Genomic DNA, 21,998 nt, shown 5'->3' with positions numbered 1-21,998 from the left:
ATCCGACTTTAAAAAAACAACAAATGAGCCACTGAAAAATATACGCCCAAGCCCAATAAATCATTAGCAATGGTGATAAATGGACCTGACGCCAATGCAGGATTCAGATCGAGCTTGTCCATGACTATAGGCGTAATCGTCCCCAATAGCGAAGCCAGCAACACTACTGAAAACAAAGCCACTGAAACAACTACCGCCAATAGGATAGCTTGCCCTACAAAATAATTGATCACAAACACGCAAGTCGACAGCACCAAACCATTCATCAAAGCTACTAGAAGCACCTTCCACAATCTTTTCAATAACTTATCTTCAAAAATCGAAGGATTCGCCAAGCTTTGCAAAACCAAGGAAGAGGATTGCAACCCTACATTTCCGCCTGTAGCTGTTATCAAAGGGACAAAAGTCGCAAGCGCGGGAACCAAGCTAATATCCGAATCAAACATCCCCATAAACTGAGCGGCAAGCATGCCTCCGCCCATACCAATGACCAACCAAGGCAGTCTTGCACGAGAAAGAACCCAAACACTATCCGCTTCTTCCACATCCTCAGAGATACCCGCCATCATCTGACGCTCTTCCTCCACAGTTTCAGTGATCACATCCAAGATATCGTCAATCGTAATCCTCCCCACTAGCGTACCTCTTAGATTAACCACCGGCACAACTTCCAAATCGTACTTTCTCATTATCTGAGAGACTTCCTCTTCTTTGAGGTATGTTTCCACAGACACTACTTCGGAATCATACAGGTCTTTTATTCTCACATGATCCGAAGCCAATATTATTTTTTTCAATGACACTTTACCCATCAACTTGTCCGCGTCATCAACCACATACAATGTGTAAACCTTCTCAACATTCTCCGCCTGCCTTCTGATTTCCTCAATGCATTGCACTACATTCCAATTGTAGTTGACTTTGATAAGCTCCTTCGCCATCAATCCCCCTGCACAATCATCATCGTAGCGCAACAAGTCGAGGATATTGGAGATCTTCTCCTCGCTATGGATGTAAGCAATTACTTTCTCCCTATCCTCCAAAGACAGTTCATTGAGAATATCCACAGCGTCATCGGAATCCATTTCTTCCAAATACGCGGCTAGCTCCTCATCCTTGAAGTAACTCAAAAAATCTTTGCGGAGATCCTCTTGCAGTTCGGCTAATATTTCAGCGGACACTTCCATATCCAGTTGCTGAAGCACATACTTGCATTCCTCCGCTTCCAATTCTTCAAGAACAGAAGTAATATCCGCAGGCAGGACTCCGTCCATGCTACTCCTTATAAATTCACTCTCTTTCTCTTCCACCGCTTGCCTAAGGAGCTGCACATACTCAATACTTACTTCAAAGGGTACATTTGGAATCATGAATTAGCTATTTTATTCGTAAGATCAACAAAATCCTGAACTGAAAGTTGTTCCGCTCGCAATGACAAAACCTCGTCTTCTCTCAGTTCATCACTCAAGCCCATAGGTTTCAAAGCATTTCTCAAAGTCTTTCTTCGGTTTTGAAAGCCTTGCTTCACAACTCTAAAAAACAATTTCTCATCGCAATCCAACTTCTCGACATTATTTCGTCTCAACCTTAAGACAGCCGAATCCACCTTTGGAGGAGGAGTAAAAACTTCCGGCCCTACTGTGAACAAATACTCAACATCGAAATATGCTTGCAAAAACACACTCAAGATACCGTAAGCCTTTTTTCTCGGAGGCGAAGCAATCCTTTCTGCAACTTCTTTCTGCACCATCCCCACAGCTTCCGTTACTTGATCTTTATTTTCCAAAATTTTGAAAAATATTTGCGAAGAAATATTGTATGGAAAATTGCCTATTATAGCCATCTTGGGATCAAACATTTCCTTGAAATTCATTCTCAAAAAATCCCCATCGATAATTCTGCCCCTAAGCATTGGGAATCTTTCATTCAAATAAGCAATAGACTCCTTGTCGATATCCACAAGAGTGGTTTCATAATCTCGCTTTGGCACCAAAAATTGAGTTAAAACCCCCATTCCCGGTCCTACTTCCAATACTTGCTTATATCCACCATGCCCAGTCAGCGAATCCACAATATTCTCTGCGATCATCAAATCTTCAAGAAAATGTTGTCCTAAATGCTTCTTTGCTCTTACTTGTTTCATGCTCAATGTTTATTTCCCGACAAAAGTACAATAATAATTCATTGTAGCCTCATCAATCATCCAAGGTTCTCGAAAAAGCGAAACCAAAGTATGATTCTACGCATTGTAAATACATGAAATCTCCTTAAATGTTACTTTCTTTTGACTCTCAATATCGCAATTCGAAAAAGATTAGTATTTTAGGCCGATGAAATGTAATACGATAATAACAGGACGACAATGAGCAGCAAATCTAATCATACAAAAAACCAACTTCCCAAAATAGGCATAACCATTGGGGACATCAACGGCATCGGCCCGGAAGTGATCATAAAAGCTCTTTCAGACCAACGCATACTCAATTTTTTCACTCCAATCATTTATGGATCGTCCAAAGTTCTGGCATTTTACAAAAAGAAACTGAAGCTTGATGACTTCAGCTATCATCAAGCCAAAACTATCGACCAAATCAATCCCAAGAAAGTCAATGTGCTGAATATCTGGCAAGACAATGTTGAAGTAAAGCCCGGCACAGACAACGAAGATGGAGGAAAATACGCATTAATGTCCATCCAACAATCTTCAGAGGATCTTAAAAAAGGATTGATACAAGCAATTGTCACTGCGCCTATAAATAAAAACAACATACAAGCAGATGATTTCAAGTTCGCGGGACACACAGAGTATTACCAACAACTTGACCAAGCAGATGACTCAGTGATGCTCTTATGCCATGAAGGCCTTAGAGTCGGCGTCATCACTGGCCACATTCCTCTAAGCAAGGTAAGTGAAAGCATTACCGCCGAAAAACTTAAAAGCAAGATAAAAACGCTTATCAAAAGCTTAAAACGCGACTTTGGCATCGCCAAACCTAAAATCGCTATCATGGGCCTCAACCCGCATGCTGGCGAAGAAGGATTGCTAGGTGAAGAAGAGAACAACGTGATCATTCCAGCCATCAATGAATTCAAGCAACAAGGAGAACTAGTATACGGACCATACCCTTCCGACGGCTTTTTTGGAATGTCTCAATACAAAAGATTCGACGCAGTATTAGCGATGTATCATGATCAAGGACTTATTCCTTTCAAAACTATCGCATTTGACGCTGGTGTTAACTTTACCGCCGGGCTTCAATTAATTCGAACTTCGCCTGATCATGGCACCGCATACAATATTGCAGGCAAAAATTTAGCTGATGAGACATCCATGAGCCAAGCGATATTCATGGCATATGACATAATCAAAGCCCGTACAGAAACTTCGGAAAAACCAAGCAAACCAAATCCAAAAGCGGCTCTGCCAAAAGGAAAAAACGATTATCAAGAGTCAGACGAGGACATATTGGTTGAAGATCTAGAAAAAGAAACGCAAGATCACAAGCTTGAGGATCTTGATGACGTTATTGAAAACAAAAGCAATAAAAATAAAGAAGAAAAACCTAAACAGTCTTCCAATCATAAAGGTAGATCAAAGAAACCATTCATTCCTAGACGCAAATCCGCTGTAAACAAAGGAGATCAAAAAAAGGGAGAATAAAATAAATATAATTTACTTTTATTGAAAATAATACTTAAATTTGCAGACTTTAATTGAGGAAGCTAGAAGTGAAAGATTTAAAAGACTTCAATATTAACATTGTCAATCTTAAAGAAGGAACCCATCAATATGATTTCATTATTGAAGATTCCTTTTTCAAGAATTTCGACCATAGCCTTACTGACAAAGGCAGTTTGAAAATTGACTTGACGTTGGAAAAGACAAGCAATGTCATTGCCGCCAACTTTCATATTGAAGGCTTTGTAGAGCTGATTTGCGATAGAAGCCTTGAAGCGTATGAATACAACTTGAAATCGGATAGAAAAATTTTGTTTAAATTTTCCGAATCCGAACAAGAAAGCAATGATGAAATTATATTTCTACACCCTGCGGTGCACGAATACAACTTCTCAACGCTATGCTACGAATTCATAATGCTTGAGATTCCTTTTAAAAAACTTCATCCCAAATATCAAGATGAAGAAGAATGGGAAGATGGAGAAAGGCTGATATACAGCAGCGAAACTGCTTCCGAAGAGATTGAGGAGAAAGAAGAGAATAAAAGTGACAGCGAAGCTGTTGACCCTAGATGGGAAGCGCTAAAAAAACTGTCTAACAATAAAGAAAATTGATTTAAATATTAAATAGCTAAGTAAAAATGGCACATCCAAAACGTAAAACGTCGAAAACAAGAAGAGATAAAAGAAGAACTCACGTAAAAGCAACTGCTGCTACGCTTTCTGTTTGCCCTACTACAGGCGAGACTCACTTGAGACACAGAGCTTACTGGCACGAAGGCAAACTTTACTACAAAGGAAAAGTTTACATGGAAAAAGAAGTTGCTGTATAAGAAACAGTTGCAAAGCAGTCCTATCATTAATATGTTGGACTGCTTTTTTATTATCCTCTTCCACTTTAGAGCATATTTTTACCCTTTTGCGAATCTACTTTCAAAAATTCGCTAACAAGACATTATTTTCTCCTTACTCTTACTATCTTTACGTATGGTGAATCACGACTGTTCATCATATTTTTAATCGAGTGCTTAACGTGCTTGGGTCGAAATCCTTTCCATACTATGAAAAAAATAACAGCAGCAATAACAGGCGTGCATGGTTACACTCCTGAGTATGTCCTAACCAATCAGGAACTGGAGAGAATGGTGGACACAAATGATGAATGGATAACAACGCGTACAGGCATCAAAGAGAGAAGAATACTTAAAGGGGAAAATGCCGGCACATCAGTGTTGGGGATCAAGGCTGCTCAAGGGCTGCTTGAAAAAACCGGCACCAAACCTGAAGACATCGACTTGATTATTTGCTCTACGGTAACACCAGACATGATGTTCCCTGCGACAGCCAATATCATCTCTCATGGCATAGGCGCTGAAAACGCATTCAGCTTCGACATGAATGCTGCTTGCTCAGGCTTCTTATTCGCGCTAACTACCGGCGCTCAATATATCGAAACGGGGAAATATAAGAAAGTTATCGTCATAGGCGCCGACAAAATGTCTTCGATCATTGACTATACAGATCGCCAGACATGTATTCTTTTCGGAGATGGTGCTGGCGCGGTTCTTCTGGAACCAAGTGAAGACGGACTTGGCGTGATTGATTCTATCTTAAAAACTGATGGAATAGGCGAAAAATCACTGCATATGAAAGCAGGAGGAAGCCGCAAACCCGCTAGCATTGAAACGATAAACAATAAAGAGCACTTTGTCTTCCAAGACGGTTCTACTGTATTCAAATTCGCTGTATCCAAAATGGCCGACGTTTCTGAGGAGATTGTCAACAAGAACAATCTTAGCCATGAAGACATAGCTTGGTTGGTGCCTCACCAAGCCAACAAGCGAATCATTGATGCCACAGCTAGAAGAATTGGCCTTGATGAAAACAAAGTGATGTTGAATATTCAAAAATACGGAAATACAACCAGTGCGACGATACCTTTGTGCCTTTGGGACTATGAGTCCAAACTAAAAAAAGGCGACAATATCATACTCGCTGCATTTGGTGGTGGATTTACTTGGGGCTCTATTTATATCAAATGGGCATATAATCCAATACAATAGTATTATTACCTTGAAAAAGTCTTAGTTTTATAAGACTTTTTTTTTGTTTCTTTTTCAACAAGACAAAAATCCATTAAATTTACTTTTCCTAAGGATCTAATTAGAATAAAATATTACGATATGGCAACTACCGCTGATATAAAAAACGGCCTTTGCATTGAATTCAACCACGGCCTTTATAGTGTAATCGAGTTCCAACACGTAAAACCGGGCAAAGGTCCTGCGTTTGTTAGAACGAAACTTAAAAATTTGGAAACTGGCAAAGTAATCGACAACACTTTTTCTTCTGGCCATAAAATCCAAACAGCGAGAATTGAAAGAAGAAAGCACCAATTCCTTTTTAAAGATGATTACGGTTACAATTTCATGAATTCGGAAACTTTTGAGCAAGTAGCCATTGATGAGAATCTAATCACCAATGCTGACTTGATAAAAGACGGACAAGAAGCTGAGATACTTTTCCATGCTGAAACTGAAAGACCTCTAACTGTGGAATTGCCTGCTCACGTAACATTGAGAGTTGTTTACACAGAGCCGGGATTAAAAGGAGATACAGCGACAAACGCGACTAAACCAGCCACTTTGGAAACTGACGCAGAAATCCAAGTACCTCTTTTTGTCAATCAAGACCAACTTATCAAGGTAGACACACGCGATCGTTCATATGTAGAAAGAGTAAAAGAATAAGAAATTAGAATAAGAAATTATGAAACCAAGCGAAATAAAAAACCTAATTGATTTCATATCAAAATCAGGACTTAACGAAGTAAACATAGAGACTGAGCAGTTCAAGCTTTCAGTGAAAAGAGAAGCTGACGCTCCAAAGGTTATCGAGCAAATCGTATCAGCGCCTGTAGCAGCGGCCCCTCAAGCAGCTGTGGCAGCACCTGCAACAGCTCCTGCTCCTGCGGCAGCTCAACCGGCAGCAACTCCTGCGGCTGAAGCGGCTCCTGCAGCGTCAAATGAAGACAAGTACATAACTATCAACTCGACTATGATAGGTACTTTCTACAAATCACCTAGCCCTGACGCTGCTGCATTCTTGAAAGTTGGAGATACTGTAAGTCCAGGAAAAACAATTTGCATCATTGAAGCAATGAAGTTATTCAATGAAATCGAATCTGAAGTTTCAGGAAAAGTTGTAGAAATTCTTGTAGAGGACGCTACTCCTGTAGAGTTTGGAACGCCTCTTTACAGAATCGACCCTTCGTAAGAACTCAAATGCTCGAAAAACATCTCTGAGATGTTTTTCTTTTTTAATCTAATTTGAGAACCTAAAATCAAATTATCGTGTTCAAGAAAATACTAATTGCCAATAGAGGTGAAATCGCTCTTAGAGTGATCAGAACGTGTAGAGAAATGGGCATTAAAACGGTTGCTGTTTACTCTACTGCCGACAAAGACAGTCTTCACGTAAGATTTGCGGATGAGGCTGTTTGCATCGGGCCAGCCCCAAGCAACCAATCATATTTGGATATCCCAAGAATCATCTCAGCAGCTGAAATCACTGCGGCGGATGCCATCCACCCGGGTTACGGATTCTTAGCTGAAAACGCTGAATTTTCTAGAGTTTGCGAAGAAAATGAAATCAAGTTCATTGGCGCATCTCCGGAAATGATCAACAAAATGGGAGACAAGGCAACAGCCAAAGCAACCATGAAAGCTGCTGGAGTGCCTACAATACCTGGTTCAGAAGGACTTCTTGAGTCTGTGGAAGAAGGTATTAGACTTTCCAACATAATGAAATACCCTGTCATCCTTAAAGCAACTGCTGGTGGCGGTGGCCGTGGTATGAGACTAGTAACTAGCGATGACGAATTCCAGAAGGCTTGGGACGAAGCGAAAAGAGAGTCTGGAGCTGCTTTTGGAAACGATGGGCTTTATCTTGAAAAATTCATCGAAGAGCCTCGTCACGTTGAGATTCAAGTTTTAGCAGATTCTAACGGGAAAGCCATCCACTTGTCAGAAAGAGATTGCTCTATCCAAAGAAGACACCAAAAACTAGTAGAAGAAACTCCTTCTCCAGCTGTTGATCAAGATTTGAGAGACAGAATGGGAGCCGCGGCGGTTTTAGCTGCTGAAGCAATCAAATACGAAGGCGCAGGTACAATAGAATTCCTATTGGACAAGAATGGCGACTTCTATTTCATGGAAATGAATACGAGAATTCAGGTAGAGCACCCGATTACAGAACAAGTTACTGATATCGACTTGATCAAAGATCAAATCAAGTGCGCGGCAGGAATTCCTCTAAAAGAAGGCAATCAAATGCCTAAAAGATTTTCAATGGAATGTAGAATCAACGCTGAGGACGCTACAAACGGCTTCAGACCTTCTCCAGGTAAGATCACTACATTGCATTTCCCTAATGGAAGAGGCGTGAGAGTTGACAGCCACATATACGCAGGCTATACAATTCCTCCTAATTACGACTCTATGATCGCAAAACTTATCGTAACAGCTCGTACTAGAGAAAGAGCTATCATCAGAATGAGAAGAGCGCTACAGGAGTTTGTTGTTGAAGGAATAAAAACAACTATACCTTTCCACTTAATGCTAATGGACAATGAGCAGTTCCAGTCAGGAGATTTCACAACGAAGTTCTTGGATGACTTTGACTTCAGCATTGTTGAGAGATACGAAGACTAAAAAACTATATAAATAAAAAAGTCTTGCTAATGGCAAGACTTTTTTATTTTCAACAATTCAAGATAACTACATTTTAAATTTTCCTTTCAACTGAGACAACTTTTGTTGCAGATCCCCTCCAGCATCCTCCTCTCTTCTATTATCTCTATTCGTAGTTTTCTTTTTAGGCTTATTCGCTTTTGCTTTCCTGTCTTCTCCAAAAGGATTTGATTTCATGGACAACGCTATCCTTCTTCGAGGCACATCCACTTCGGTAACTGTCACTGTTACTTTTTGCTGCACTGAAACAATCTCCGCAGGATTGCTTACAAATTTATCAGCCAAATGACTAACATGAACAAGTCCATCTTGATGCACTCCAACATCCACAAAACAACCGAAATTAGTAATATTCGTAACTATACCCGGAAGTTTCATTCCTATTTTCAAATCCTCAATTTCATTGATTCCCTCTTCAAATGAAAATGCTTCGAACTTCTCCCTTGGGTCTCTTCCAGGTTTTGAAAGCTCATCCATGATATCTTGAAGTGTTGGCAACCCAACCTCTCCATTAACATAATCCTTTAGACTAATTTGATTTCTAACCCCGACATCTCCCATTAGGTCTTTAATTGAGCAATTCCTGTCTTTCGCCATCTTTTCGACCAAACTATATCGCTCTGGGTGCACAGCGCTAGCGTCAAGCGGATTTCTCGCATTTCTTATTCTTAAGAATCCAGCCGCTTGCTCATAAGCCTTAGCTCCAAGTCTTGGAACCTTCATCAAATCCTTTCTTGAAGCGAATGGACCATTTTCATCCCTGTAAGCAACAATGTTCTTCGCCAGCTGAGGTCCTAAACCTGATACATATGTCAACAGCTCCTTAGAAGCTGAATTCAATTCAACACCTACTCCATTCACACAACTAACAACAACATCATCCAAGCCTTCTTTCAACATGCCTTGGTCAACATCATGTTGATACTGCCCAACACCAATAGATTTTGGATCAATCTTCACTAACTCTGCTAACGGATCCTGCAACCTTCTCCCAATCGAAACCGCTCCTCTCACCGTCACATCATAGTCAGGAAACTCTTCTCTTGCCACATCTGAAGCTGAATATATTGAAGCGCCGCTTTCATTCACCATCACTACTAACACATGCTTCGGCAAGCCTAAGCTCTTAACAAAAGCCTCAGTTTCTCTGCTAGCAGTACCGTTTCCAATAGCTACTGCGTTCACATCATATTGAGAGCACAATTGCTTCAATTCATTCTCAGCGACAACCTTTTGGTGAGCTGACCCTGTAGGAAATACTGTTGTATTCTTAAGCAACTTTCCTTGACTATTCAAAACTACAACCTTGCAACCTGTCCTAAAACCAGGGTCAATTGCCAATACATTTCTTTCTCCCAATGGCGGAGCCAACAATAATTGCTTCAAATTCTCAGCAAATACTCTGATAGCTTCTTCATCAGCCTTTTTCTTTGAAGTCATTCTAACCTCTGTCTCCATAGAAGGCTTCAACAATCTCTTATAAGAATCTTTTACAGCCAAAGCTACTTGATCTTCAACCTCGTTCTGAGCTTTGACATATTTACTTTCCAAACTATGAATTGCAAGCTCGTCATCTGGACTAGAGTCAAGAAAAATAATCATTTCCTTCTCCGCTCTTCTCAAAGCTAAAACACGGTGCGATGGCGCAGTATTTATAGGTTCATCCCATTCAAAATAATCCTTATACTTCTGCCCCTCTTCTTCCTTGCCAGGGATTACTCGAGCTTTAAAATGTCCGGATTCATTAAAAATCTCTCTAACTTGAGACCTAGTCTCTTGATCTTCATTTATCCACTCTGCAATAATATCGCGAGCTCCAGACAAAGCTTCATCAATCGATTCAACACCTTTTTCGGAATCGATAAAATCAGAAGCCAAACTCTTCAAGTCAATGACTTCCTCTTCAAAAATTTTATTCGCCAAGGGCTCCAAACCTTTCTCGCGCGCAATTGTAGCTCGCGTTCTTCTTTTCGGCTTGTATGGCAGATATATATCCTCAAGTTCAGTCATTGTTTCAGCAGCCAAAACCTTCGCCTCAAGCTCATCTGTAAGCTTTTCCATATCCGTCAAAGATTTCAATATGCTTTCTTTGCGCTTGTCCAGCTCTCGCAACTGATGAATTCTATCTCTAATAGCAGCCACTGCGACTTCGTCAAGACTACCCGTTTTTTCTTTTCTATACCTTGAAATAAATGGCACTGTAGCACCCTCGTCAAGCATTTCGACAGTAGCTCTTACTTGAGATTCTCTTACAGAAAGCTCCTGAGCTATTTTTGAAAAATGTTGATCACTGTTAATGTGCATCACTCAAAATTAAAATGTTAAAATATTATTTACTTGCCAGCTTAACATGATTAAATTTATGGCAACATTCAATCGTTAAAATTAACCATTTTATAGAAGTTTACAGCAAAGACATTTCCTAAAAAATCCTTCCTTATGAAAATCAGCAAAACACAGCGAACAATCATCGAATTACTCGCCATTGGAGCCATTATATTAACACTCAAACTAACTGGAAAGCTTCCTGAAGTCATTGGATTCGCTCAAAATCTTGTGCTTAAGACAGGTTTGGTCAGGCCATCGACCAAAATCGATGACAATGAAAAGGGATTAGCCGATTTGAACTTCAAATTAATTGATATGGAAGGCAACATTCATAACGCGTCGGATTTTTCAGGCAAAACGCTTTTTATCAATTTTTGGGCTACTTGGTGTCCTCCATGCATCGCGGAAATGCCGGAAATTCAATCACTTTATAATGGAATTGACAAGAACAAAGTTGCATTCATTATGATTTCGATGGATGAAAACGAAGAAAAGCTAAGAAAATTTATCGCTAAAAAAAATTACACAATGCCCGTTTACAGATTGGCAAGTCCTATAACTTCAACATTTGAGTTTCAATCCATACCAACCACCTTCATCATTTCACCTAGCGATAAAATTATTTCGAAAGAAGTTGGCATCAGAAGTTACAACACAAAAAGCTTCAAAGAATTTCTTGAAGACAATTAAAAAAATAGATGGTCTATTTAACTCAATACACCATCTATTTTCACTAGCCTTGCTCCACCGTTCTGAACGGCATTTTAGCATAAAACGGGTTTTTAGCCTTGCTGACGACAAGATTTCTCCCCATTAAAGTTGATTCATTCAATCTATCACAAGCTAGTTGACCCGCGGTGTCATCTTGCATTTCAACAAAAGCATAGACTTTCTTACGTCCCTCTTGTCTCTCCACAACGAGCTTTACAGACTTCACAATTCCAAATTGCTCAAAGAGCTCTCTCAACAATTCCTTGTCTACCTTGAAGCTCAAGTTTCCAATATATAAATTCATAAATACAAAGTTGAAATGTATAAAAAGTACCCCAATTATTACACATCCAATCCAACCTTATCCATATAGGTTATCACTTATCGTTGAAGTGAATATAACTTTATATAAATAAGATTAAATCTTTTTAATGATTATCGTAAAGGAAATAAATTTTAACTTCTTTTACAAAAAAATTACGCTCTTTAGTATGAATATTATTCATATATTTATCCTAAAATAAGGGGATTTATGGCGGTTTTGCGATTAATCATGCATAGTATTTTATAATATATATACAATTATATTATTAATGAGACAAACCCAAAAAAACATATACCTCTAATTTTCAACGAATTAGAAAAAAGAGACAATCAAATATTTCAATTTTAAATATCAATATTTGGCTTCAATCTTTTTTCATCAAAATCACAGAAAAACTTACATCGGAAATGTCTATTGAAATAAATAAGCTAACAAAAATATATGGAAACCAAATAGCGGTTGACTCTATAAGTTTTTCCGCTCAAAAAGGTGAAATCATTGGACTACTTGGCCCTAATGGCGCGGGGAAATCTACGACAATGAAGATTTTAACAGGTTTTCTGTCTCCAACTCATGGCGAAACGCATGTCTGTGGCATCAATGTCCAAGAAGAAACTATCAAAGCGCAACAAAAAATAGGATACTTGCCGGAAAACAACCCTTTGCACTATGAAATGTACGTCAAGGAGTACCTTAATTTTGCCGCGAACCTGTACAATATCAAGAAACCCAAAGAGCGTATTGCCGAAATTATTGATTTATGCGGACTTACTCCTGAATGCCATAAAAAAATAGGGCAATTATCTAAAGGTTACAAACAAAGAGTTGGATTGGCCCAAGCCCTTATTCATAACCCTGAAGTGCTGATTCTGGATGAGCCTACAACAGGTCTCGACCCTAACCAACTGGTTGATATTAGAAGCCTAATAAAGAAAATAAGTCAAGACAAAACCGTAATTCTCTCAACTCACATTATGCAAGAAGTGGAAGCTATATGTTCGCGTGTTGTTATTTTCAATAAAGGCAAACTTATCACAGACAAGCCAATTGCTGAGATTCAAACGGACATGAACAATGCTAACTATGTATACGCGGAATTTAGCGAAAGCATCAATACTGATATTTTCATAGAAAACGGCTTATCATTCCAAAGTCAAGAAGCTAATACATATCGTTTCAGCACCAATAATGAGACTGAAACACGAAAAGCTATTTTCAATTTAGCCACAAAAAATAATCTCCCGCTCATTGGCTTATGGAAAGAAAAAAATAAATTGGAAGACATTTTTCATGATTTAACTGGAAAAAAACAATAGCATGCTCGAAATATTTAAAAAAGAATTCAACTCTTTCTTCAACTCCCTTATTGGATACATGGTCATCGGCATATTTCTGATCGTTATGGGGTTGATATTTTGGGTTTACCCGGAAACAAGTGTTTTGGATTTCGGATACGCCAACATGGACACACTGTTCAATTTCTGTCCATTTGTATTTATATTCATCATTCCAGCGATCACGATGAGATTATTTGCCGAAGAGAAGAAAACTGGAACTCTGGAATTGCTCTTCACAAAACCTTTAAAACACTATCAAATCATCTTAGGAAAGTTCCTTTCAGCAGTTAGTGTAATCATCATAGCCTTGTTGCCTACATTGATTTATTATTACTCGATCAGCCAACTAGGAAGCCCTATTGGAAACATTGATTCTGCCAGAGTAATTGGCTCATATTTAGGGTTAGTGCTTTTAGCTTCGACATTCGCATCCATTGGCGTATTCACATCCGCATTGACGGACAATCAAATTATAGCATTTATTTTAAGCGTATTTATAAATTATGTATTGTACGCAGGATTTGATTCGTTGGCAGGCATCAGTTCACTGAGCGATCAAGCTTACTGGATTCAACAATTGGGAATGTCAGCGCACTATGACTTTATGAGTCGCGGACTGATTGACACACGTGAAATTATGTATTTCTTCAGTGTTGTCAGCCTATTTCTATTATTCACCAATCTAATATTCACTAGCAAAAAATGGTAAAATTTCACACAAAAAAAGTCGAGGACTTATTAAAGCTGGGAATAGCTATAATGATATTATGCCTGCTGAATATACTTGGCCAAAAATTTTATGATAGAATAGACCTGACAGAAGAAAATCGATTCTCAGTGTCTCCAGCAACAAAATCATTGTTGTCAAACCTTCAAGAAGATGTATATATTGAAATCTATCTTGATGGAGACATACCTTCAGGCTTTAAAAGGCTACAGAATAGTATTCTAGAAAACCTAAAAATATTCAACGAATACGCTGGCAACAAAATCAAATACAAATTTATAGATCCCTCAAGCATCAATCAAAGCGCAAAAGCTAGAAATGCCTACTATCAATCAATCGCCAATAAAGGAATACAACCAACAAATGTATTCTCTAATGATAATGGCAACAAAGTTGAAAAATTAATTTTCCCAGGCGCTTTAATCAGTTACAATGGTGAAGAAACCAGTGTGAACTTTTTAAAAGGAAATAAGTCCACATCTCCTGAGGAACAATTAAACCAATCGGTTGAAAATGTAGAATACGAGCTCGCCAAAGCGATATTAAATATCAGCCAAAAAGAGCGAAATAAAATCGTATATCTCACTGGCAATGGAGAAGCAATAGGCAAAGAAGCTACCGGCTTAATCGATATCATCAAGGAAAACTATGAATTGGAAATTACAAACCTTAAGAATAAAGAAATTCCTTCCGATGCGAAAGCAATAGTGCTTGCAAAGCCCTCTGAAAAATTCTCTGATGAGGAAATATATAAAATCGACCAATACATTGCTCACGGAGGAAATGCATTAATGCTTATTGATCCTATTAAAATCAATATTGATAGTGTAAGAAATGGACAAGCGATTGTATTCCCATATGACCTTGGGCTGGACAATCTTTTGATCAAATTTGGAATCAGGCTTAACAACAACCTTGTCCAAGACTTAAACTCAGGCGTATACCCAATTGTAACGGGCATGAGAGGCAATGTACCGCAAATACAAATGTTGCCATGGCCTTTTTACCCAATTGCCAACAAATACGCCAAACACCCTATTACTCGCAATCTGGATGCGGTATTTAGCCAATTCGCGAGCTCTATCGACACATTAAAGACAAAAGGCTCTTCAAGAATCCCATTAATTTCGTCATCTCAAACTTCCAAGACGATCATAGCACCATTAGACATAAGCCTTAATACTTTAAGAAAAAATGCGACACCGCAATCTTTCAATGAGGGCAGTCAAGCACTTGCCTACCTTGTAGAAGGAAAAATTAATTCACTTTATAAAAATCGATTCCTGCCTGAATTTGCAGACAAAACCACATTCAAAGCCGAATCGGAAAAGTCAAAGATCATCATAACCGCTGACGCGAATATTGGTCTGAATCAAATCAATGGCAAAACAGGAGAACCTTACGAATTAGGCTATGATCCTTTCCTAAAGAACACATTTGCCAATGCAGACTTTATTCAAAACTCGCTTGCTTACCTAACCGAATCTAATGGAGTTATCTCTTCGCGTAATAAAGAGGTAAAAATAAGACCTCTTGATAAAACCAAAATTCACTCGGAAAAGGCATTCTGGCAAACATTGAATCTAGTTTTACCTCTAATTCTACTGGGCATATTCGGGACTGCAAAATATTTGATTCGCAAACAAAAATACTCTAAATAGCTTCAAAATGAGAAAAAACCATAAGCTTCTAACCATATTCTTAACTCTTGCCACTTTGAACATCGCATTGCTTTTTCTTTTCAAAGAAAACAACGTAATAAAAGAGTCAAATAACGACAAGCCTGATTTCCATCTTGAGTCCACTGAAGGTATTACTCAAATCTCGATGATTTCAGATACACTCAACGTGATGCTTAGCAAGGCAAACAATAAATGGCTGGTAAATAACAACTACGAACTCGATCCAAATATGAAAGCTGTGTTATTTTCAGTACTCAAAGATGTTAGAGTTCAACGAGCAGTCAACAACACTCAAAAGAAGAAATTAGCTTCGCAAGGCAAAATCAATGGAACGCATGTCAAAATCATGCAAGGTGATAAAATTTTAAGAGATTTTTTCGCCTTTGGAGACGCGAATAATCAAAGATCCTATTTTCTTAATGCTACAAGCGAAGAGCCATACTTAGTCCACCTTCCTGGGTACGAAAGCTATGTAACTGGAATTTTCGGAGTGAATCCTAATGATTGGAGGAATCGATATCTTATCAAAAGCACTTGGGAAACGATCAAAGAGATAAGCATAAACAACGTTGCTCATCCTCAAGAAGAAATTAAGATAAAAGCTGACGGAAGACTCTTTTCCATTGATGGTGTCGCTAATCTAAACACGGAGAAAATGATGGCATATATTGAGGGTATCACCAACATGCAAGCAATTAGATTTATCAATAAACCGCAAAATCTAGGTGATGACAAACTCATAATGTCAATAAAAATCGACGATGCGCAACAAAAAAACAATTGTCAGATTGAGATTTTCGCGTTTGCTGACGATAAAACCAAGCAATATTTGCTTGTAAAAAACAAATCGACTTACGCAATTATTGATCAAAACACTTTAAATGGCTTAATTCAAAACAAACAGGCCTTTGAGCAAGAAAAAAATTAATAATCAATCAAACATAAGCCTAATTCATCTCAATGCATTTAGGTTTATGTTTGGCTCTTTTCTTGCTCCATTTTTGAAAATATTCTCCCAAAACAACACATATTTATCTTTTTATTGATAGAAAATCTTTTTACATTATGTTAACATTTTTTGGGATCAATTAATTTTCTAAGACATGGCAAAAGAAACTGTAAACACACTACCAGGTTTATTAGACAAAATGTGGAACGATTACATATCAATCAATCCACAAGTATTAGACATCTACAATGTATTTGTAGAAAGAGGCGAAAAAGTAATCAATGATCACATCGCCTTAAGAACATATGATTTAGCCGAAGTATGCGCCGATCAGCTGGCAAAACCATTTATAGCAAGTGGTTATGTTGAAAAAGGGCAATACCACTTTGAAGAAAAAAAACTCAATGCCAAGCACTATGAGCATCCGGATGAAAACTATCCGAGAATCTTTATCAGCGAGCTAATCACCAGTGAATTCTCTAGCGAAACTCAAGCTATCATTAAAAAACTTGTTGAGCAAGTTGATGAAAAAAACGAGAGATTTGACTTCACATCCATGGGAAGACCTTGGAAAGTTACCAGCGAAGAATATAACAAGCTTCTTGAAGAAAGCGAGTACGCCGCTTGGGTAGCTGCTCATGGATACAAACCAAATCACTTCACAGTGTTTGTAAATCATTTGGAAACTATTCCTAACTTGGTTGAATTAAATGAAGTTATTAGGGAAAATGGTTTCTTGCTCAATGAGAGAGGCGGAGCGATCAAAGGCTCTCCTTCTGTTTATTTAGAGCAATCATCGACTATGGCAGGCAAAGTTGAAATGAAATTTGATGATGAAATAACATTAAAAGTTCCAGCTTGCTATTATGAATTCGCTCAAAGATATCCATTAGAGAATGGAAGACTATTCAGCGGATTTGTTGCTAAATCAGCTGACAAAATCTTTGAAAGCACAAACATCAATAAATAAAAAAAGGGCTTCACAGCCCTTTTTTCTTTACTATATAAAATTCTATTAGTCAACATTGTCATGCAAGAACTTATTATCTCCTAAAGTTCTGCTTTGATCATCATTTAGATTGTATCTGGACACATTATTATCAGCTGATCGAGGAATATCTTCCAACTTTCTTTGCTTTCTAATATAGGCAGGCACATTCAACCTATCGCGAATTGATTCTTCATCATAAGAAAATGGTTTGTCAAGATTTCTAATTTGCTGAACTCTTTCCATACCTTTCTCCCTAAGTATTTCACGCTTCTTTTCAATTGCTGTCGGGCCTAAAGTTTCTTCATTAATCGACTTCTGCTTATCTATTATCTGATAATTTTCATCCAAGCCAACAAAATCCTCTTGGCTATTTTTAGTCTCAAAATTTAGATCTCCGCCTCTTTGAGAATTATAATATCGACGATCGTCCTCTATATTAGAAGGCTGTTGTCTATTATAGTCCTGCGAATGATTATAACTATCAGCCTCCCCTCTATCAACCGTTCTTTCATTTGATGGCTGAGAATAATTCGTAGGTTGCTCAATAGGTGGTTGTTGCTGAGGTTCAAACTCTCTACGTACTTCCTGACGCTCAATTATAACTTCTTTTGGCTCCTGGAATGTAGTGGTTGATGATTGCCCCTGCGTTTCACTATCAAAAGACGATGAAGGAACATCGCCAGCCTGAGAAAACTCGTCTTGCGAAATATAATCTTGGCCAGATTTTTCCTCGTTCAATGTGCTAACAGGCTTCTCGAACGTATATGATGGTTGATTTTGATAATCAGGAATATTATTCCTTTCCTCCATTGGTTGCCTAGACTCTTCTTCAACTCTAGGCTCACTTCTTGTCTCTTCAGCAATTGACTCTTCACTTGAAGCTATATTTGATCCAGAAGGGTTTGTAACAACGCTTTGCTCTTGAAGTGGTTGAGACAATACTTCTCTTTCTCTTATAGGCTCAACTCCAGAATCTTCAACAATATTGGTAGAGCTTTCTTTTATCGGCTCTACCGGTGTTTTAATAGGTTCATCTTCTCTTGTTGCAGTAAAATCTGAGCGCACCTCATTTGGTACATTTTCAAGTTTTTTTTCTACATTAGAGGATTTTTTTTTTGAAGTGCCATTTTCTAGCACATCTTGAACGGCAGGAAAGCCAGTTGCAATAACTGTAACCCTAATGCTTTCGCCAAGAGTCTCATCAATTCCCCAGCCCCAGATCACTTCCTCAGCTTCTTCTTCGCCTCCGCCAGCTTTATCTTGGATATAGTTGGTAATAGCCCCAAGCTCATCCATGTCAAGCTCTGCGTCAGGTCCAGACATGATTGACAGCAAAATTCTCTGCGCTCCGTAAATATCTTTATTATTCAACAATGGAGAAGAGATAGCTTCTTCAGCAGCTCTTACCGCACGCTGATCACCTTGAGTTACAGCCGACCCCATCACAGAGGCTCCAGAGTTTTTCATTACGGTAACAACATCCTCAAAATCGACGTTCATTTCCGCATGCTCTGAAATGATCTCAGCGATACTCTTAGCCGCATCTGACAAAACCTCATCCGCTTTAGAAAAAGCCTGTCTGATAGGCAAATTGCCCAAAATTTCTTTTAACTTATCATTAAGTATCACGATAACTGTATCGCAATGCTTTCTTAACTCTTCTATACCTGCTTGAGCTTGACGTATTTTCTTTCTTCCTTCAAAAGAAAAAGGCATTGTAACTATACCCACAGTCAAAATCTCCAAATCCCTGGCAACTTCAGCAATTACAGGAGCAGCTCCAGTACCAGTACCACCACCCATACCAGCAGTGATAAAAAGCATTTTTGTGCCATCGCTTAACAAATCGCGAATCTCTTCTTTGTTCTCCAAAGCAGCTTCTCTACCCTTTTCAGGATTCGCTCCGGCACCCAAACCAGCTGTTAAGTTAATACCTATCTGAATGTTTTTTGGGACAGGACTATTTTTAAGTGCTTGCATGTCAGTATTAACAACCACAAAATTCACATCCTTTATGCCCTTATTGAACATATGGTTTACGGCATTGCTACCTCCTCCACCAACACCGACCACTTTAATTATCGATTGCTGCGAAGGCGGCATATCAAACTGGTAAGATATATCACTCATAACAAACTGTTTTTCATAACAACATTTTCATACTAAAATTGACTGAACCAAAAATATGGCCAGCCAACAATTCGGCGCTTTCGAAACACAAATTAGGAATTTTTATTACTTTATAAAAGATTGTTAAATCAAATCTATTCACTAATATTTATTATCGTCGTCAATATCGTCGATAATAAAATCCCTTGTTTTGTTCAAAAACGATTTCCACCAACTCTTTTCTTTTTGAATATCAGACTTGGTATAATCTCCTGTTTTTCGCTCTTGGTAATTATAACCTGATTGAGTGTCCACAGATTTTTTCTCAGCAGCTTTCGCTTCTTTTTCGAAGTATCTATTCTCTCGATCATCTAGTCCTCTAAATCCTGAAAGAACCAATCCTACAGATGTCGCATACATAGGACTTTTCACTTCTTCTACCTTGCTTTTGCCAAGGTGCTCATTTGGATGGCCAATTCTGGCATCCATACCAGTCATATATTCAAATAATTGACGACAATTCGCCAACTGCGAACCTCCGCCAGTAATCACTATACCACCAGCCAACTTTTTGTCATATCCGCTAGTGATTATCTCCGCATGGACCAGCTCTATAATCTCTTCCATTCTGGCTTCGATAATATGCGCCAAGTTCATTACAGAAATTTCTTTTGGCGGTCTTTGACGAATACCAGGAATCGAAACAATCTCATTTGGATTTGCCTCTTCCGCTATCGCCTTGCCAAACTTCACCTTAAGCTGCTCTGCTTGGTTATCCATCACCATGCAGCCTTGCTTTATATCATCAGTTATAATATTCCCTCCAAATGGAATAACAGCTGTATGCCTAATTATATTTTCATGAAAAATAGCGATATCAGTTGTGCCGCCACCAATATCCACCAAACAAACTCCAGCTTGCTTTTCCTCAGTGCTTAATACAGCTAAACTTGATGCCAAAGGTTCTAATATCAAGCTTTCAATATCCAATCCGGCTCTCTTGATGCATTTATTGACATTGAAAATAGCATTGGCTTGAGCCGTGATCACATGAAAGTCCGCCTCCAACTTGGCTCCCCTCATGCCCACAGGATCCTTTATGCCTTCTTCATAGTCAACCATGTAATCTTGAGGCATCACATGAATAATTTCACTGCCAGGAGGAATCACAGTCTTGTACATGTCATTGGTAAGCCTCCTCACATCCTCAACAGATATTTCATCAAATGTTGAATCTCTGGTGATCGACCCGTGATGAATGGAACTTTTTATATGTTGTCCAGCAATTCCAACGTTAACAACACGAATATTGATTCCTGATTGCCTCTCAGCCTCTCTAATGGATTGCTCTATGCCCGCAACAGTTCTATCAATATTGCTTACAACTCCACGAACCACGCCATCGGAAACGGCTTTGCCCATTCCCAAAACTTCCAATTTGCCATATTCATTCTTGCGACCAACAACAGCACAGATTTTTGTGGTACCAATATCCAATCCGACTACAATCTTATCTGTTTCCATATTCATATAAATATTTTGGGTCTCCTTATAAAAAAAGCCTTATTATTTTAAAATGGTATTTTTTTTTCTAAAAATATAAAATTAATACTTCTGAAAGAAATTTATTCACATAAAATCTGCTTAAAATATCTTAAATCAACAGTTTTATAATAATTCCACCCCTTTTTGGGTAAAATCTCTTTATAAAAGATTTTCAATTTCCTAAACTTCTCTTGTATATCCTCTGCCTTGCCAAATACAATTCGCTGATTTCCCAACTGCGGATACAAAGTGATCGACTGATGGTCACTAATTTCCATTTGAGCAATTTGAACGCTCCAAAAAGGATCCTTTCTTACAAAGTCAACAATTTCCAACATCGGCTCAATTTTCTCCTGTTGAAACTTTTCCTCTTTTAAGAATTCTTCAACATACCTTCCGCTAACCAAAGGCACTCTAGCAGTATAAGTATCCGACAATGGGAGTATTTCTCCTTCCTCACTCAAATAAGCGTCCGGAGCATTCTCCCTAACAAGCCTGGCAACAGGCCTGTTTTGTATAATATACACGAATAAACTTCCTTCTAAATCGGAAAAAACTTGAGCTTTTTTGACAAACTTATTAGCTTCAAGCAAAATCTCCAATTCTCTCAAGTTAATTTTATCAAAAAATTCGCCTATTATTTTCTTTTTACCATTTTTTGTAACAATATTCCTTACATCTCCTTGGTTTATAAAATAATTTTTATACTGGTTATCTATGTTAACCTCAATTCTTGCTATCTTCCTTTGCGATTGTTTTTTTTGAGCAAAAATCGCCAAGACAACCACTAAAAGGCCTACAAGATAGTATTTTATTTTCTTTCTAATCTTAACCTTGATCACGATAAAACAATATTTTTTCCAAA

At 38.3% G+C, this 21,998-nt stretch carries 19 protein-coding genes and 1 pseudogene; 13 read left to right on the top strand and 7 right to left on the bottom strand.

All coding sequences use genetic code 11. From position 1 onward, the window contains the following. Positions 1 to 8 precede the first annotated feature (8 nt). Positions 9 to 1,370 carry a magnesium transporter gene (gene mgtE / locus AABK36_RS05140; RefSeq protein ID WP_309941887.1) on the bottom strand — a complete coding sequence of 454 codons (1,362 nt, stop codon included), beginning with the start codon at positions 1,368 to 1,370 and terminating at the stop codon, positions 9 to 11. Further along, positions 1,367 to 2,143 (bottom strand): 16S rRNA (adenine(1518)-N(6)/adenine(1519)-N(6))-dimethyltransferase RsmA, encoded by a 777-nt coding sequence (gene rsmA / locus AABK36_RS05135; protein ID WP_309941885.1) that lies wholly within the window; start codon positions 2,141 to 2,143, stop codon positions 1,367 to 1,369. Before rsmA ends, mgtE begins: the two co-directional genes overlap by 4 nt. 219 nt (positions 2,144 to 2,362) lie before the next feature. Here rsmA and pdxA point away from each other — a divergent pair, with 219 nt between their 5' ends. From pdxA to accC, 7 genes are all read left to right on the top strand, one after another. Further along, positions 2,363 to 3,661 (top strand): 4-hydroxythreonine-4-phosphate dehydrogenase PdxA, encoded by a 1,299-nt coding sequence (gene pdxA, locus AABK36_RS05130; protein WP_309941882.1) that lies wholly within the window; start codon positions 2,363 to 2,365, stop codon positions 3,659 to 3,661. A gap of 53 nt (positions 3,662 to 3,714) precedes the next feature. Next, entirely contained in the window at positions 3,715 to 4,293 is a 579-nt protein-coding gene (locus tag AABK36_RS05125; protein ID WP_309941881.1) for a YceD family protein, read from the top strand. 26 nt (positions 4,294 to 4,319) lie between these two features. After that, positions 4,320 to 4,511 carry a 50S ribosomal protein L32 gene (gene rpmF, locus AABK36_RS05120; RefSeq protein WP_309941880.1) on the top strand — a complete coding sequence of 64 codons (192 nt, stop codon included), beginning with the start codon at positions 4,320 to 4,322 and terminating at the stop codon, positions 4,509 to 4,511. Between the two features lie 228 nt (positions 4,512 to 4,739). Further along, positions 4,740 to 5,741 carry a beta-ketoacyl-ACP synthase III gene (locus AABK36_RS05115; RefSeq protein WP_309941878.1) on the top strand — a complete coding sequence of 334 codons (1,002 nt, stop codon included), beginning with the start codon at positions 4,740 to 4,742 and terminating at the stop codon, positions 5,739 to 5,741. Positions 5,742 to 5,861: 120 nt separating this feature from the next. Beyond that, the gene (gene efp / locus AABK36_RS05110; protein WP_309941876.1) at positions 5,862 to 6,428 is read left to right on the top strand and encodes an elongation factor P; all 567 of its coding nucleotides are present in this window, start codon (positions 5,862 to 5,864) and stop codon (positions 6,426 to 6,428) included. A gap of 19 nt (positions 6,429 to 6,447) precedes the next feature. Then, positions 6,448 to 6,954, top strand: a complete 507-nt coding sequence (gene accB / locus AABK36_RS05105; protein WP_309941874.1) for an acetyl-CoA carboxylase biotin carboxyl carrier protein — start codon at positions 6,448 to 6,450, stop codon at positions 6,952 to 6,954. Positions 6,955 to 7,031: 77 nt separating this feature from the next. Continuing rightward, positions 7,032 to 8,390, top strand: coding sequence for an acetyl-CoA carboxylase biotin carboxylase subunit (accC, locus tag AABK36_RS05100; RefSeq protein WP_309941873.1), 1,359 nt, complete (start codon positions 7,032 to 7,034; stop codon positions 8,388 to 8,390). A 66-nt stretch (positions 8,391 to 8,456) separates the two neighbouring features. Here accC and AABK36_RS05095 read toward each other — a convergent pair whose 3' ends face one another. Continuing rightward, the gene (locus AABK36_RS05095; protein ID WP_309941871.1) at positions 8,457 to 10,733 is read right to left on the bottom strand and encodes a Tex family protein; all 2,277 of its coding nucleotides are present in this window, start codon (positions 10,731 to 10,733) and stop codon (positions 8,457 to 8,459) included. A gap of 135 nt (positions 10,734 to 10,868) precedes the next feature. Between AABK36_RS05095 and AABK36_RS05090 the strand changes: the two genes are divergently transcribed. Further along, entirely contained in the window at positions 10,869 to 11,447 is a 579-nt protein-coding gene (locus AABK36_RS05090; protein ID WP_309941869.1) for a TlpA family protein disulfide reductase, read from the top strand. Between the two features lie 43 nt (positions 11,448 to 11,490). Here the strand turns inward: AABK36_RS05090 and AABK36_RS05085 are convergent, their stop codons facing one another. After that, on the bottom strand, positions 11,491 to 11,772 hold the full coding sequence (locus tag AABK36_RS05085) for an RNA recognition motif domain-containing protein (protein WP_309941867.1): 282 nt from the start codon (positions 11,770 to 11,772) through the stop codon (positions 11,491 to 11,493). Positions 11,773 to 12,200: 428 nt separating this feature from the next. Between AABK36_RS05085 and gldA the strand changes: the two genes are divergently transcribed. From gldA to AABK36_RS05060, 5 genes are all read left to right on the top strand, one after another. Continuing rightward, positions 12,201 to 13,109, top strand: a complete 909-nt coding sequence (gene gldA / locus AABK36_RS05080) for a gliding motility-associated ABC transporter ATP-binding subunit GldA (protein WP_309941864.1) — start codon at positions 12,201 to 12,203, stop codon at positions 13,107 to 13,109. 1 nt (position 13,110) lies between these two features. Next, on the top strand, positions 13,111 to 13,839 hold the full coding sequence (gene gldF / locus AABK36_RS05075) for a gliding motility-associated ABC transporter permease subunit GldF (protein WP_309941861.1): 729 nt from the start codon (positions 13,111 to 13,113) through the stop codon (positions 13,837 to 13,839). Then, positions 13,833 to 15,518: a gliding motility-associated ABC transporter substrate-binding protein GldG gene (gldG, locus tag AABK36_RS05070; protein ID WP_309941859.1), complete on the top strand. Its 1,686-nt coding sequence runs from the start codon at positions 13,833 to 13,835 to the stop codon at positions 15,516 to 15,518. The genes gldF and gldG overlap by 7 nt, the downstream gene beginning before the upstream one ends. A gap of 7 nt (positions 15,519 to 15,525) precedes the next feature. Beyond that, positions 15,526 to 16,467 carry a DUF4340 domain-containing protein gene (locus AABK36_RS05065; RefSeq protein WP_309941857.1) on the top strand — a complete coding sequence of 314 codons (942 nt, stop codon included), beginning with the start codon at positions 15,526 to 15,528 and terminating at the stop codon, positions 16,465 to 16,467. A gap of 175 nt (positions 16,468 to 16,642) precedes the next feature. After that, positions 16,643 to 17,458 carry a DUF1338 domain-containing protein gene (locus AABK36_RS05060; protein ID WP_309941855.1) on the top strand — a complete coding sequence of 272 codons (816 nt, stop codon included), beginning with the start codon at positions 16,643 to 16,645 and terminating at the stop codon, positions 17,456 to 17,458. Between the two features lie 957 nt (positions 17,459 to 18,415). Here the strand turns inward: AABK36_RS05060 and ftsZ are convergent. The 3 genes and pseudogenes from ftsZ to AABK36_RS05045 all read right to left on the bottom strand — a co-directional run. Further along, positions 18,416 to 19,609: pseudogene (ftsZ, locus tag AABK36_RS05055) on the bottom strand (cell division protein FtsZ); the annotation flags it as partial. Between the two features lie 141 nt (positions 19,610 to 19,750). Next, complete coding sequence (gene ftsA / locus AABK36_RS05050) at positions 19,751 to 21,112, bottom strand: cell division protein FtsA (protein WP_309941853.1); 1,362 nt, start codon at positions 21,110 to 21,112, stop codon at positions 19,751 to 19,753. Between the two features lie 101 nt (positions 21,113 to 21,213). Further along, a complete protein-coding gene (locus tag AABK36_RS05045; protein WP_309941852.1) occupies positions 21,214 to 21,975 on the bottom strand; it encodes a cell division protein FtsQ/DivIB in 762 nt (253 codons plus the stop codon). Positions 21,976 to 21,998 lie beyond the last annotated feature (23 nt).

It is taken from the genome of Aureibacter tunicatorum, assembly GCF_036492635.1.
Classification (GTDB): Bacteria; Bacteroidota; Bacteroidia; order Cytophagales; family Cyclobacteriaceae; genus Aureibacter; species Aureibacter tunicatorum.
The sequence above is the reverse complement of the archived record's forward strand: the minus strand, read 5'-3'. Positions and strand labels throughout refer to the sequence as shown.

Excerpts from the sequence above, each read along its gene's own strand:
- mgtE (WP_309941887.1), bottom strand. The coding sequence starts at position 1,370 with ATGATTCCAAATGTACCCTTTGAAGTAAGTATTGAGTATGTGCAGCTC.
- rsmA (WP_309941885.1), bottom strand. The coding sequence starts at position 2,143 with ATGAAACAAGTAAGAGCAAAGAAGCATTTAGGACAACATTTTCTTGAA.
- pdxA (WP_309941882.1), top strand. The coding sequence starts at position 2,363 with ATGAGCAGCAAATCTAATCATACAAAAAACCAACTTCCCAAAATAGGC.
- rpmF (WP_309941880.1), top strand. The coding sequence starts at position 4,320 with ATGGCACATCCAAAACGTAAAACGTCGAAAACAAGAAGAGATAAAAGA.
- AABK36_RS05115 (WP_309941878.1), top strand. The coding sequence starts at position 4,740 with ATGAAAAAAATAACAGCAGCAATAACAGGCGTGCATGGTTACACTCCT.
- efp (WP_309941876.1), top strand. The coding sequence starts at position 5,862 with ATGGCAACTACCGCTGATATAAAAAACGGCCTTTGCATTGAATTCAAC.
- accB (WP_309941874.1), top strand. The coding sequence starts at position 6,448 with ATGAAACCAAGCGAAATAAAAAACCTAATTGATTTCATATCAAAATCA.
- AABK36_RS05095 (WP_309941871.1), bottom strand. The coding sequence starts at position 10,733 with ATGCACATTAACAGTGATCAACATTTTTCAAAAATAGCTCAGGAGCTT.
- AABK36_RS05090 (WP_309941869.1), top strand. The coding sequence starts at position 10,869 with ATGAAAATCAGCAAAACACAGCGAACAATCATCGAATTACTCGCCATT.
- AABK36_RS05085 (WP_309941867.1), bottom strand. The coding sequence starts at position 11,772 with ATGAATTTATATATTGGAAACTTGAGCTTCAAGGTAGACAAGGAATTG.
- gldA (WP_309941864.1), top strand. The coding sequence starts at position 12,201 with ATGTCTATTGAAATAAATAAGCTAACAAAAATATATGGAAACCAAATA.
- gldF (WP_309941861.1), top strand. The coding sequence starts at position 13,111 with ATGCTCGAAATATTTAAAAAAGAATTCAACTCTTTCTTCAACTCCCTT.
- gldG (WP_309941859.1), top strand. The coding sequence starts at position 13,833 with ATGGTAAAATTTCACACAAAAAAAGTCGAGGACTTATTAAAGCTGGGA.
- AABK36_RS05065 (WP_309941857.1), top strand. The coding sequence starts at position 15,526 with ATGAGAAAAAACCATAAGCTTCTAACCATATTCTTAACTCTTGCCACT.
- AABK36_RS05060 (WP_309941855.1), top strand. The coding sequence starts at position 16,643 with ATGGCAAAAGAAACTGTAAACACACTACCAGGTTTATTAGACAAAATG.
- ftsA (WP_309941853.1), bottom strand. The coding sequence starts at position 21,112 with ATGGAAACAGATAAGATTGTAGTCGGATTGGATATTGGTACCACAAAA.